The following is a 12987-nucleotide window of genomic DNA, read 5'->3' on the forward strand; positions in this document are numbered from 1 at the left end:
ATAGTCTCCTTGTGGCCGACCCGTTGGGTTTAGCGCAAATACCGTTAAATCCCTAGCACGTAGCTTGTGATTGGCGGGGATTACCAGTGCTGGGAGGAAGGGGTAAAGGGGCCTTGGTCGCATTCCAGACTTGACCTGAAGGGGGGAATGGCTTCATAGAACATATAGAGAACAAAAAGCCGCTTTCGCCAAGACTGATGGAACCCAAAAGGCACCATGACCTCACGCCGACCGCAAAGACCGATGGATTTCGACCGGGAAGATCTGCTCAAGCAGCTTGGTGCCATTCGCCAGCAACTCATTGAAGTGCGCACCACGTTGCGGCCGCGTTCCGGCCTTGCGCGCTGCGTTGACGGGGTGGTGGACGAGATCGATGAGCTGGCCTTGGTGCTGACGGGAAAGCGGGAGTATTTCCATGCGCCCGGCGCGGCGGCGCAAATGCGCGGCAAGTGATTGTTTGAAAGGCTGCGCTAAGCTTTCAGCGGGGTTTTGGTTGACAGGGAGGGCGTTAGACCTTTTCCTTGGCGTTGGCAGGTGGCCGAAAACCTGCCCAACAAAACAGGCCTTGCTGCTTGGAGGTTAGAGCGCTGGGCCAGACTCCGAAAAGGAGCGCGCAACGCCATGCCTCAAAGTTCCATTAGCGCACCGGTTGCCGCACTGGCGGTAGTGTGCAGCCCTCTTGTTTCCGCCGCCCGCGAGCCAGGCCTGAGTGAGGCCCACTGCGAGGCTGTGAAGCAAACGATTCTCAACTGGACGCAGGTTCTTCTCAAGAACGATTTTGATACGTGGCGCGGCTATTGGTGTGAGGAAGCCCTTCAGATGGCACCGCACCTTAAAAGGCTGATTGGCCTTACAGCGATGGAGCGGCTGTTCAAAAACAAGGCCCACTGTGACCATCGGCTCTTTGAACTTACCGATTGGGCCGTTACAGGGCGTGGGGAGCTTGCCATCGCTACCAATCAACTGACATGGGCCGATGTCTGCGGTGAAACCCAAACCGTGAAGCAGGTTATCGTGTTGCGCGGGACACAAGAGGACGGTTGGAAAGTGGTGGCTCTGTCCTTTGGTGAGGTGAAAGCGGGCAGCGGCTTTACCTTTTGAACACCACAACGGCGAAAACAGCCTCACGCCATGAACCTTGAGGGCGTCATCGGAGGACGCGCAGGGGCAGGTCGTCTGCTTTTGTTGCCCGATGATGAAGGGAACATGCCGTGATTTTTCGCCGGTTCAAGCAGTATGCCGCGGTCGCCACCGTCGGTGGCAGTATCATGGTGTACGCCGCTCTTGAAGGCCCCCCCCTCGTGACAATGGCGCTTGAATCTGTTGCTGTCGCCGGGCTTTTCGGTATGGCGCAAAATGTTTTACCGCAAGACGCACAGGAGGATGGCCGCGAGATCCTGAAGGACATGCTTCGCCTTGCCGCGCAGGTGGAGGGCGACGATGACGATGCGCTGGCGGACCTTGAAGCGCACGGCGAGAAGCTTGCCTTGTGGTTGGTGAGCAAAGAGGGGCGCAAGGCTGGCGGAAAACTGCTGCATTGCCTGAGTGCAAGCACCCAAAAACACCCAGAGACGTCACCCTAGAGCGGCGGCATGCCACAAAGAGTGATTGACGCTGCGTAATCTGACGCCATAGTGTCAAACCATCCTGAAATACTCATGCAAATCTGCGTGAGGCAAAACAATGAAGAACATGGATGGCGCACACCAGACGGAACAGTCCAGCAGTATTGGTGTCTGGGTGGTCTTGCCAAAGGCGGCGAGCGAAAGCCTCTGTTTCCGAACGATCAGCAAGGGCGCGCGCGCTCGTGGCGGCTCAAGGCAGGGGTGAATCATGGATGTGAAAGCGCCCCTTGGCCCTGCGGTGCTCTGCGAGTGGTTTGCTGGCGTGTTCTTTAGGGAGTTGAGCCTGGAGCAGATGCAGATTTATGGGCGGGGCGGGTTCAAGGACCTTGCTGCTGAACTGGAAAAAGCCATCGGACTGCCAAGCGCTGGGCCGCTTGAGGAAATCAAGGGTGATATAAAGCGGTGGCAGCACTCCCCCTCAGCAGAGCTGGAGCTTGCAACGGACTTCGCATCACTGTTTCTGGCAAGCGGGCCGGGCGCGCCGTTGCCTTATGCGTCCTACTACACAACCAAGGGGCGGTGCCTGTTTGACGCGCCTCACGAACGCATGCTGGAACGGCTGGAGACGGCTGGCCTTGCCATGCTGGGAGAATGCAGGGAACCTGCAGACCATCTTTCCTTGCAGCTGAGCTATTTGGCGGAGCTTTATGCCTCAGATCAGCCCCTCGAAGCGCCGGGGGCGTTCATTGCCTCTGAGATGATGGAGTGGGTGCCGCTGTTCACGGGCGATGTTGCCCGCACGCCGACAAAGTTTGGCTTCCACAAGGCCAGCTTGAAGCTGCTGAATGCTTTCCTGAAGCAGGAAGTGTAAGCGATTGGGCAAGATGCGGCCTTTGGCGGAACGTTGTTCCGATTATGCCTTAGGTCAAAGCTTCTAGCAGAAAATTTTTCTAATAATCTGAGTTGGCCAATTGGATTCTTCGGTTATCTCTGAGTGCGGTTCGAAGCAATACGGGGTGCCTTTGAACATGCATGAGGTTTGCAAAATGAATATCGTAGAAACGGCTGACATGTGGGTCATAAGCGCAAAGAAACGCTTGTGTATTCACGATATCAAGGATGTGTCTCCGGGCCTTACTGCGCAGATCGAAGCAGAGATCGACCGGTTCGGTCTTGAGGTGGCTGGGCCTTGGGTGTTCATCTCTCACAACCTGCCAGAGAACGGGCGGGAGCTGTTTGACTGGGAGATGTGCCGACCAATCAGGAAACCGGCGCGGTATGACGGGGCGCTCACTGTGAGGCGGTTGGAGCCGGTGATGGCGGCCTCAACGCGCTATCAGGGCACCATGCAGGGCCTGTTTACCAAGGGCTACGGGCCGCTCTTGAAGGACATTTCGTTCTCGCGCCATGTGATCTCGGGTGAGAGCCGGGAGGTCTATCACAGTTGGAGCGGGCAAAAGGGGCCTTACCACGAAATCGAGATCCAGTTCGTGCTCTCCTACTAAACGGGCGATGGCGTACTGGGTGGCAACGGAGAGGAGATAAAGGGGCAGGGCCCCTTCATCTATCGTGATCAGTGACCTTTACAGGAAGGAAAAATCATCCTGATGCAAGTCAGCGATGTTTACATCTTTGAGGGTGATTGAACTGTCCCCATCGATTGTGATCACAGTATTGGCACCTTGATCTTCGGCTGCCGCGATGAGGGCAGTGAAGTCGGTGAACATTGAGCTGTCGATCTCAATCAAATCCTCGGAACCTGCTCCGGCGACAAAATCTGTAATCACATCGTGTCCAGCTTCGTCAGACGCAAACAGGAACGTGTCGTTGCCTTCACCGCCAGTCAAAGTATCGCTGCCAAGCCCGGCATCTATTATGTCGTTGCCGCCATTTCCGACAATGACATCGTCCGCGTTACCACCCAGAAGGCTTTCCGCAGAATCGCTTCCGATAACTTCGAGAGGCGCACTATCGAAAGTCTCAATGACAGGCGGCGTCTCTGACGGCTCATAGACTGTCCCATCCGGCCCAACGTAGTTGCCATCTGCATCTGGTGTGAAGATGTAAATTGAGCCTGAATCCTTCCCTTTGTCGTCGTCATACCTTGCGCTCACGACGACTACACCGTCTTCATTGATGGAGACTGATGAACCGAAAGCATCAAAAGGATCGCCATTGATACCATCAAACGCTCTCAGAACAATCTGCTTGTATCCATTGTTGTCATCGGGAACAAAGATCGAGGCTACATCATTGGAGCTTGCCACGATGACCCCTCCGGAGTTCACATCTAGGTCGTAATTGGCACTTGCAATTCCGCTAAGCTTGGTCACCGAATAATTGCCAACATCATCAGGCTTATAAACGTAGACCGACTGGTTTGTACCAACGACTATTGTACCGTCGTTCAGTGCCTCGCCATTACAGGCGATCGAACTTCCAGCCTCAGGCAAACGTAAGCGCATTTCAGCATACTGCCCTTCAGCGTTTGGTGTGAAAACCCGCGCCAGATTATTTGGGCCATCCTTTATGTATTGTGCCGAGGTTATGATAGTCCCGTTTTCATTCATGTCCATAAAGCCGCCGAAGCCGAGGTGTCCGCCGCGAAACGAAGAAACGAGCTTGGTTTCGATGTAGTCACCCTCACCATTTGGCGTGTAAACATAGATCTTGTCGGAGTTAGTAGACACCGCTATAACGCCTGCTTCGGTCATGGAAAGGCCGCGAACGCCAATAGCATCTCCCGTGCGGCCATCGGAAGGTGTTAGTTTTGTGGATGTATAACTGCCAGTTTCGTCAGGTATGAAAACGTAGATCGATCCAGAGGATACTCCATTAACCGTATCGCCACTCGCTGCTACAGCTATTGTCCCGGTGCTGTTTACTGCAGTGCGAACACCAAACCAGTCACTCGCTGCTCGGTCAGCCGCAATCAACTTGTTTTCTGTGTAGTCACCGTCGCTTGTTGGCGTGTATACGTAAATGGAACCTCTTTTTCCATCATCGCTCGGCGATCCAACAACAACAACGCCACTGTCGTTAATTTGCGCATCCCTGCCGAACATGTCGCCTGTAGTTGCGTCAGAGGCGACAATCTTGGCGGGGCTTGCTGCACTCTCACTCTCGCCTTGGATGGTCACGGTCACTGTTTCAGTGGAACTTGATCCATGATTGTCTGTCACAGTGTATGTGAATGTGTCGGTGGCCAGTTCTCCGTGATTCAAGGCATCGAACTTGCCGTTTGGATCATATGAAAACGTACCATCTTCTTTGATTGTCACCGTTCCAAGTGTGCCCGTGGTGTCAACTTGCAAACTGTGGCTATCGTTGGTGTCGGGGTCAGTGAAGCTAGGCGCAATGTTGATTGCTGTTTGTTCGTCTGTCTGCGGTGCTAAGGCCACCGCTACTGGACCATCGTTTCGGCCGGTCAGTGTTATTGTAACTGTGGAAGTTGAGCTTTCGCCAAAAGCGTCTGCTACTGTGTAGGAGAAAGTTTCGATCGCGGTCTCACCTGCTGCGAGATGGTCGAACGCGGTTCCGGGATCATATTGGAACATGTCATCTGATGTAACTATGCCCGTTCCAAGCATTCCTTCGGTGTTTAGAACAAGTGTGTGAAAGTCTGCCAGATCAAGGTCTTCAAAAAAAAACGCGGATTGTAGCTGCGCCATTCTCGTCTGTTTGAACTGCCACAGGATAGGTTTTAGGGGCGTTGTTTAGCATTGCCTAAACTCCAAGAGATTATTGCCGAGGCACCCTAAGGTTGCGTGGCTTGCGCGGAGCTTTACTTGAGTATGCAGGCATCACATGGAGAGGCAGTCCCGATAGCAGGCTGATCAGTTTTGCCGTTTAGTCATACGCCAAAGCTCAATGACCATAGGTCAGAGCATGACTGATTGATCAGCAAAAAATTAAGGGGAGAAGAGTGGAGGCCTCTGCCGGAATCGAACCGGCGTACACGGATTTGCAATCCGCTGCGTCACCACTCCGCCAAGAGGCCGCCGTTGTGGTGTGGAGTGGCTTTTCTGACATTTGGCGGAGATAGTCAAGCGTCCATCAGAAAATATCGCCCCAGAATTGTGAAAAACCTACGGGGCTCAGGGGTTTTACGGCGTTTGTTGCAGCGGTGTGACGTCGGGTTTTGTTATGGCGGCGATGGCTGCGAGGGCTTGCAAAAAACTTATCCCCCTAACTGGGGCGACAGGCACAGTGGAGGGCATCGGTTTCATTCTCAGCGGGGCTTGGTCATGTCTTCTTCTGCGCGCCTTGGTTTGCCTTTCATCGCGTCCTCTCAGGCGCAAAAGCATGTCACTCACAATGAGGCGCTGTTTCGGCTTGACCAACTGGTCTCCTGCGCGGTGGAACGGCGCGACCTGAGCGCGCCACCAAGCGCCCTGGAGGGGCAGGGCTTCATTGTGTCGGCCAATCCCGTGGATGCTTGGGCAGGGCGCGAGGGGCAGCTTGCTTTCTTTGTTGACGGGGCGTGGTCCCTGCTGGCCCCGGTCGAGGGCCAGCTGGTTTACATCGCCGCAGAAGAAGCGCTTGCCGTTTATGGCAGGGAAGGCTGGACGATCATCAGCGCGCCTGCGGGCCTTGGCGGCATTTTGAGCGTTGGTGGTGGCGGAGGAACCAATCTCGGGGTTGGGGGGGATGGGCCTGCGGAGCGGCTTCAGGTGTTCGGCAACAGCATTGTCGCAACGGCTCCCGCAGGGGCGCATTCGGGCTTCCATGTGGTGGAGGAGCTTCTCTCCGACCTTTCAGGCAGTGTGGTGGAGACGTCAATCCAGTTTCCGGACAGAGCCATCGTGCTTTGCGTTTCAACGCGCACCGTAACCGCGGTGAGCGGTGCATCCTCGTATGACTGTGGCATTAGCGGGGAGACATCCAAGTTCGGTGGTTCATTGGGCGCTGCAGAAGGCGCGACCAATGCAGGGGTGATTGGCCCACAAGCCGTCTACAGCCCCACACGGGTGAGACTGACGGCAAACGGCGGCAGCTTTACGGGCGGGGCCGTTCGCGTGGCGCTGCACTACTTTTTGCCGCAGGTGCCGCTAGCCTGACGGTCCGGCTGCGTCGCTCTGTCCTGCAGTGGTTACCGACGAAAGAGAGGGGCATATTGGTAAAAACGCTTCATTTTTGGCAGTGCGCGTGCTTGTATTTGCGTGCATGGGGCGATATGCACCTACCAGCTTATCCGATTTGAAAATGAGGACGTTATGGCCGACTACGTGCAGTCCAGAACCCGCATGGTCGATAATCAACTTCGCACCAATGACATTACAGATCTCCGCATTCTGGATGCTATGGGGGAAGTGCCTCGCGAGACTTTCGTGCCGGAAGAGCAGAAGTCCATCGCCTATATCGATGAAGACATCCCCATGAACGGTGCTGGCCTGCGCAAGATGCTGAAGCCGCACATTCTGGGCAAGCTGCTGCAGCTGGCAAGCATCGCAAAAGATGATGTGGTGCTGGTGGTTGGCGCTGGCACGGGCTACAGCGTGGCGATTGCGTCCAAGCTCTGCGATTCCGTGGTGGGCGTTGAGCAGGACGAGGCCATGGCCGCCGAAGCTTCTACCATTCTTGCCGATCTGGGCATCGAAAACGCTGCCGTGATCGATGGCGAGATGCGCCAGGGGTACGCCTCGGACGCGCCATACGATGTGATTGTGATCGACGGGTCGGTCGAATCGATTCCTTCTGCGCTTTTTGACCAGCTTAAAAACGATGGTCGTCTGGTGGCAATCGAGCAGTCTGGGCCAACAGGCGAGGCGAATATCTACTACAAGACACAGGAAACTGTGAGTTCTCGATTTGCCTTCAATGCCAGTGGCGCCCCTCTGCCGGGTTTCGAGAAGCCAAAGAGCTTTACATTTTAACGGAGTAGAATCTGCGGAGGGGACCAAAACCCGCAGATTTACAGTTAATGCTTTGTAAAGAAATCGCGACGCATCCTTGCGAAAGTCGTGGAGAAGCGGACATCCTGTAGTTTGCGTGAAGTCCGACTCGTGCAAATCAAGTACAAACAGTGTTCGACCTGTAAGTTTTGCCAAAAACTTCGCGATTGTTGCTCGTTCGCCTCAGCACTTGTTTTTTTTGCGGAATTCGAGTGTCCTCGGGTTCCAGACCGCGGATGTGAACAGTATACGTTGGTCGCAGGTGTTGGAATTAATTGGTTCGAGGCAGCGGTAAAGCGTTGCACCTGACTTGAGGCTGTAAAAGTGATTTCTAAACGACTTCTGGCGACAGTAGCAGGCGCGTGTTTGATGGTTTCGGCATCTGCCGTACATGCGCAATCCATTCGCGACGCACTGTCCGCTACATACCAAAACAATCCGACACTCAACGCCGCTCGCGCTCAGCTGCGTGGCGTAGATGAAAACGTACCTCAGGCTCTGGCCGGTTGGCGTCCATCCATCACCGGCTCTGCGGCTGTAGGCATGGTCAACCAGTCTGATCAGGGCTTCACGGGTGGCGGTTTCTCCGACACGACGGTCGCCGTTCAGGTGGTTCAGCCGTTGTTTCGCGGTTTCCGAACAGTGAACTCAACCCGGCAGGCGGAAGCGATTGTGCGGGCACAGCGGGAAGACCTGCGTGTGACCGAGCAGACCGCCTTGTTGCAGGCCGCAACGGCGTACATGGACGTGATCCGGGATACCGGTATCGTGGCGCTGCGCCGGAGTGACTTGAAGTTCCAGGAAGAGCTTGTGCGGGCCTCCAAGGACCGCTTCAGCGTGGGTGAGGGCACTCGTACAGATGTTGCGCAGGCGGAAGCCGGGCGCGCGCGTTCTCAGTCCGCTTTGAACACCGCACTGGCGAATCTGAATACAAGCCGCGCGGTTTTCCGTCAGGTGATTGGTGTCGATCCAAAGAACCTGAACCCACGTTCCAACGTTGCCAGCCTCTTGCCGAAGTCTGTGAGTCAGGCAATTGCGGTCGGTCAGGAAGAGCATCCTTCCATCATGTCGGCGCTTCACTTCGTTGATGCCGGTATCTTTGCGGTCAAGACTGCGGAAGGCACCTTGCTGCCAACGGTGAACGTGGAGGGTAATCTTTCAAGCAATTACCGCAGCTCCAATGGTCGTTCATTAGGTGGCAACGGCACCACCAATACGGCGTCCATCTTCGGCCGCGTGACTGTGCCAATCTATCAGCAGGGTACCGAGTACTCCGCGATCCGTCAGGCCAAGGAAGAACTCGGCCAGACCGAGATTCTGGTTGACGTGGCACGCGACACGGTGCGCGCGCAGGCGATCTCTTCTTGGGGCCAGCTGAACGCATCGGAAGCATCGATCACTGCAGCTCAGGCTGAAGTGGCTGCTGCGACGCTGGCATTGGAAGGTGTTGTTGAAGAGCAGCGCGTTGGTCAGCGGACCACACTTGATGTTCTCGACTCGCAGAGCGATCTGGTAGATGCGCGTGTGACCCTGATTACCGCACAGCGCGACAAGGTTGTTGCAGCCTACGCACTCCTAAGCTCTGTTGGCCGCCTGAACTACACCCACCTTGGGCTGACCGTGCCGCAGTATGATCCGCGAGAGCACTATAACGCGGTGCGTGACAAGTGGATCGGCTTACGTACGCCGGATGGCCGCTAAGGGCTAATTGATCTCAATTGAGATGAGGGGGGCGTAAGCTCCCCTTTTTCTTTTGGAAAACCTTGAGTAATCCTCGGGTTTTCTGTGGGCAGAGAAGCTTTGAACTCTGTCGCGTGGTGTTCATCAAGGGTCTATATCCCTTAATATTAATTGATGATTAATTGTTGGCGCTCGAGTCGTATGTTGCAACTTCGAGCCATGTTTTCTCACGGAACGAGGGGGATGCCATGGGAGAAGCTTCGAAGACCCAAGAGCCTTCCATGGAGGAGATTTTGAGCTCTATTCGAAAGATTATATCTGAAGAAGAGACAGACTCCGGAGCTGGTGATATGGATTTGGAAGAGGGCAAGGATCTGTCTCAGGACGATCTGGACAAGCTCTTTGATTCCCCGGGTGGTTTTGGTTCAGACGATGATGAACCGGAACAGGAAGTGGATTCGGTTGATGATGTTCTCGAGCTGACCGAAGACGCGGCTGTTGAGGAAGAAAAGCCGGAGATGGACCTGGTAAAGGGCATGCCGGAAACTGCGGATGATGATCGCGGTGATATTTCCTTCGACGGTGCGCCGGAAGTGGATGCCGATGACATTCTGGAAACCGTTGAGCAGAAGGTAGAGGCGGCTGCGCCAACACTGCTTTCTGAAAGCGCCAATCAGGCAGTTTCCTCTGCCTTCAATGGGTTGGCGAACACCGTGCTCTCTCAGAATGCACGAACCCTTGATGATCTTGTTGCGGATATGCTGCGCCCCATGCTGAAATCATGGCTGGATCAGCACCTTCCCGATATGGTAGAGCGTCTCGTGAAACAGGAGATCGAAAGGATCTCCCGCGGTCGCTAATCAGGCAAAAACGAAATGACCTGAAAGCGCTGCCGGCCGGTGGCGCTTTTTTATTGCGATGGGAGTTGGCTTTACCGGCTTACACCGGTTGACTTCGGAACTGGCTTCCGATTTACACCATGCAGACCCCGCAAGTGGAAGAAAAGAAGTATGCTGGATAAAACCTATGAGGCGGCCTCTGTTGAGCCGCGGATTTACGAGACCTGGGAAAATGCAGGTGCTTTCAAGGCCGGAGCAGGAGCAGACGACGGTGCTGCGACCTATTCCATCGTGATTCCGCCGCCCAATGTGACAGGCTCACTTCATATGGGCCACGCACTGAACAACACTCTTCAGGACATCATGGTTCGCTACCAGCGCATGCGCGGTCGCGACGTTCTGTGGCAGCCGGGTATGGACCACGCTGGCATTGCAACGCAGATGGTTGTTGAGCGTCAATTGGCTGCCAATGGCGAGCCTTCTCGCCGCGATCTGGGCCGTGAAGGTTTCATTGAACGCGTTTGGCAGTGGAAAGATGAATCCGGCGGGATGATCTTCAATCAGCTCAAGCGTCTTGGTGCGTCTTGTGACTGGTCCCGCGAGCGCTTCACCATGGATGAAGGCCTGTCCAAGGCTGTTCTGGAAGTCTTTGTTTCGCTTTACAAGGAAGGCCTGATTTACAAGGACAAGCGCCTTGTAAACTGGGATCCCAAGCTGCTGACCGCGATTTCCGATCTGGAAGTTGAGCAAAAGGACACGCAGGGTAACATGTGGCACTTCCGCTATCCATTGGCGGATGGCGTGACCTACCAGTTCCCGATTGCGTTTGATGAAGAGGGCAAGGCAACCGAGTTCGAGACGCGCGACTACATCGTGATCGCGACCACGCGTCCTGAGACCATGTTGGGTGATACGGCCGTTATCGTTCATCCCGATGATGAACGCTTCAAAGACCTGCAGGGCAAGGACATCATCCTGCCGCTGGTTGGCCGCCGTATTCCGATCATTCCTGATGACTATGTTGAGGTGGAAACCGGCACTGGTGCCATGAAGGTGACGCCTGCGCACGACTTCAACGATTTTGACATCGGCAAGCGCCATGACCTGCGCATGATCTCCATCATGGATCGTGAAGCCAACATCATTCTGGCGGAAAATGCCGACTTCCTTGAAGGCGTTGAGGCTTCTGACGATCTGAAGGCCACCATCGAGGCGCTGGATGGCGTTGAGCGTTTCGCTGCACGCAAGCGCATTGTCGAAATGCTGGAAGCCAAGGGGCTTCTGGACGAAGTTGTAGACCATGCGCATATGGTTCCGCACGGTGATCGCGGCGGTGTTCCAATTGAACCGATGCTGACCGATCAGTGGTATGTGGATGCAAAGACGCTGGCACAGCCTGCGATTGCGTCCGTTCGGGAAGGACGAACCAAGTTCGTTCCGGCCAACTGGGACAAGACCTACTACGAGTGGATGGAGAACATTCAGCCTTGGTGTATTTCCCGCCAGCTTTGGTGGGGGCATCGCATCCCGGCATGGTATGGTCCTGAAGGCAAGGTCTTCGTTGAAAAGTCTGAAGAAGACGCTCTGAAAGCTGCTGAGAGCTTCTATGGCAAGCCTGTGGCGCTGATGGACATCAACGATGCACTTGCAGCCCATGAGGCTGGTGAAGGCGAGAAGGTAGCCCTTTACCGCGATGAGGACGTGCTTGACACTTGGTTCTCTTCTGCGCTGTGGCCGTTTTCTACTCTCGGTTGGCCGGACAAGACCCCGGAACTGGCCCGTTACTATCCGACCTCAGTTCTTGTGACCGGTTTCGACATCATCTTCTTCTGGGTTGCCCGGATGATGATGATGGGCAACCACTACATGAAGACCGAGCCGTTCGACACGGTTTACATCCACGCCCTTGTCCGCGACGAGAAGGGGCAGAAGATGTCCAAGTCGAAGGGCAACGTCATGGATCCGCTGGAGCTGATCGATGAGTATGGCGCTGATGCGCTGCGCTTTACGCTGGCTGCCATGGCGGCGCAGGGCCGGGACATCAAGCTGGCAACCAGTCGTGTGGCGGGTTATCGCAACTTTGCAACCAAGCTCTGGAACGCCTGCCGCTTTGCGGAGATGAACGAATGCAAGCGCGTTGAAGGTTTTGATCCGGCTCTGGCAAAGCAGACCGTGAACCGCTGGATCGTGACAGAGACCAGCCGCACGATCCGCGCGGTTACCGAAGCCATTGACACCTATCGCTTCAATGATGCGGCAGGTGCAGCTTATCGCTTCGTCTGGAATACCTTCTGTGACTGGTATCTGGAACTGGCCAAGCCGATCTTTGGCGGTGCTGACGAAGAAGCAAAGGCAGAAACCCGTGCTACAGCGGCTTGGGCGCGTGACGAGATCCTGAAGCTGTTGCACCCGTTCATGCCGTTCATTACCGAAGAGCTTTGGGCGCGCACGGTTGAAGCGGAAGGTTCTTCCCGTGAAGGGCTGCTGGCGCTGTCTCGTTGGCCTTCTGTTGTCGGCGAAGATGAGAACGCTGCTGCGGAAATCAACTGGCTGATCGACATGATCATGCAGATCCGCAGCGTTCGCTCCGAAATGAACGTTCCAGCAGGTGCGAAGGTGCCTGTGGTGCTTTCAGGTGCGTCTGAACTGACACAGAACCGCTTGAAGATCCATGAAGCTGCGATCATGAAGAACGCGCGTGCAGAGACTGTATCGGTTGCAGATGAAGCACCGAAGGGGTCTGCGCAGATTGTGGTTGGTGAAGCCACGGTCTGTCTGCCGCTGGCGGGCGTGATTGATCTGGATGCCGAAAAGGCGCGTCTTGAAAAGGATCTGGGCAAGATCGATGGTGAGCTGATCAAGATCACCAAGAAGCTTGAAAACCCACGGTTCGTTGAAAAGGCTCCGGCAGAGGTTGTCCAGGGTGAAAAAGACCGCGTTGTGGAGCTGACTGAGCGCAAGGTCAAGACCACTGAGGCACTGGCCCGCTTGGCCGCGCTTGCCTAAGTC

11 protein-coding genes and 1 tRNA gene are annotated in these 12987 nt (G+C 55.3%); 10 read left to right on the plus strand and 2 right to left on the minus strand.

Annotated features, from left to right (window positions below; translation table 11 throughout):
• Positions 1–216 precede the first annotated feature (216 nt).
• The 5 genes from Q3Y58_RS03715 (at position 217) to Q3Y58_RS03735 (ending at position 3070) form a co-directional block, all read left to right on the plus strand.
• Complete coding sequence (locus tag Q3Y58_RS03715; protein WP_274216560.1) at positions 217–453, plus strand: hypothetical protein; 237 nt, start codon at positions 217–219, stop codon at positions 451–453.
• A gap of 168 nt (positions 454–621) precedes the next feature.
• Positions 622–1101 carry a nuclear transport factor 2 family protein gene (locus Q3Y58_RS03720; protein ID WP_319621094.1) on the plus strand — a complete coding sequence of 160 codons (480 nt, stop codon included), beginning with the start codon at positions 622–624 and terminating at the stop codon, positions 1099–1101.
• 110 nt (positions 1102–1211) lie between these two features.
• Positions 1212–1583, plus strand: coding sequence for a hypothetical protein (locus tag Q3Y58_RS03725; protein WP_319621095.1), 372 nt, complete (start codon positions 1212–1214; stop codon positions 1581–1583).
• Between the two features lie 250 nt (positions 1584–1833).
• Positions 1834–2436 carry a molecular chaperone TorD family protein gene (locus tag Q3Y58_RS03730; RefSeq protein WP_274216564.1) on the plus strand — a complete coding sequence of 201 codons (603 nt, stop codon included), beginning with the start codon at positions 1834–1836 and terminating at the stop codon, positions 2434–2436.
• 175 nt (positions 2437–2611) lie between these two features.
• The gene (locus tag Q3Y58_RS03735; protein ID WP_274216565.1) at positions 2612–3070 is read left to right on the plus strand and encodes a hypothetical protein; all 459 of its coding nucleotides are present in this window, start codon (positions 2612–2614) and stop codon (positions 3068–3070) included.
• Positions 3071–3148: 78 nt separating this feature from the next.
• Here the strand turns inward: Q3Y58_RS03735 and Q3Y58_RS03740 are convergent, their stop codons facing one another.
• Together Q3Y58_RS03740 and Q3Y58_RS03745 are read right to left on the minus strand one after the other, a co-directional pair.
• A complete protein-coding gene (locus tag Q3Y58_RS03740; protein WP_274216567.1) occupies positions 3149–5236 on the minus strand; it encodes a VCBS domain-containing protein in 2088 nt (695 codons plus the stop codon).
• A gap of 255 nt (positions 5237–5491) precedes the next feature.
• Positions 5492–5565: transfer RNA gene (locus Q3Y58_RS03745), tRNA-Cys, on the minus strand.
• 247 nt (positions 5566–5812) lie between these two features.
• Here Q3Y58_RS03745 and Q3Y58_RS03750 point away from each other — a divergent pair.
• The 5 genes from Q3Y58_RS03750 to Q3Y58_RS03770 all read left to right on the plus strand — a co-directional run bounded on the left by Q3Y58_RS03750 (position 5813) and on the right by Q3Y58_RS03770 (position 12984).
• On the plus strand, positions 5813–6625 hold the full coding sequence (locus Q3Y58_RS03750; protein ID WP_274216568.1) for a DUF2793 domain-containing protein: 813 nt from the start codon (positions 5813–5815) through the stop codon (positions 6623–6625).
• Between the two features lie 156 nt (positions 6626–6781).
• The gene (locus Q3Y58_RS03755) at positions 6782–7441 is read left to right on the plus strand and encodes a protein-L-isoaspartate O-methyltransferase family protein (protein WP_274216570.1); all 660 of its coding nucleotides are present in this window, start codon (positions 6782–6784) and stop codon (positions 7439–7441) included.
• 387 nt (positions 7442–7828) lie between these two features.
• Positions 7829–9160 carry a TolC family outer membrane protein gene (locus Q3Y58_RS03760; protein ID WP_274216571.1) on the plus strand — a complete coding sequence of 444 codons (1332 nt, stop codon included), beginning with the start codon at positions 7829–7831 and terminating at the stop codon, positions 9158–9160.
• A 227-nt stretch (positions 9161–9387) separates the two neighbouring features.
• Positions 9388–9999: a PopZ family protein gene (locus Q3Y58_RS03765; RefSeq protein WP_274216572.1), complete on the plus strand. Its 612-nt coding sequence runs from the start codon at positions 9388–9390 to the stop codon at positions 9997–9999.
• A 150-nt stretch (positions 10000–10149) separates the two neighbouring features.
• Entirely contained in the window at positions 10150–12984 is a 2835-nt protein-coding gene (locus Q3Y58_RS03770) for a valine--tRNA ligase (RefSeq protein WP_319621097.1), read from the plus strand.
• Positions 12985–12987: the final 3 nt, after the last annotated feature.

This window comes from Nesiotobacter zosterae (assembly GCF_033843645.1).
In the GTDB taxonomy this organism is placed as follows: Bacteria; Pseudomonadota; Alphaproteobacteria; order Rhizobiales; family Stappiaceae; genus Pseudovibrio; species Pseudovibrio zosterae.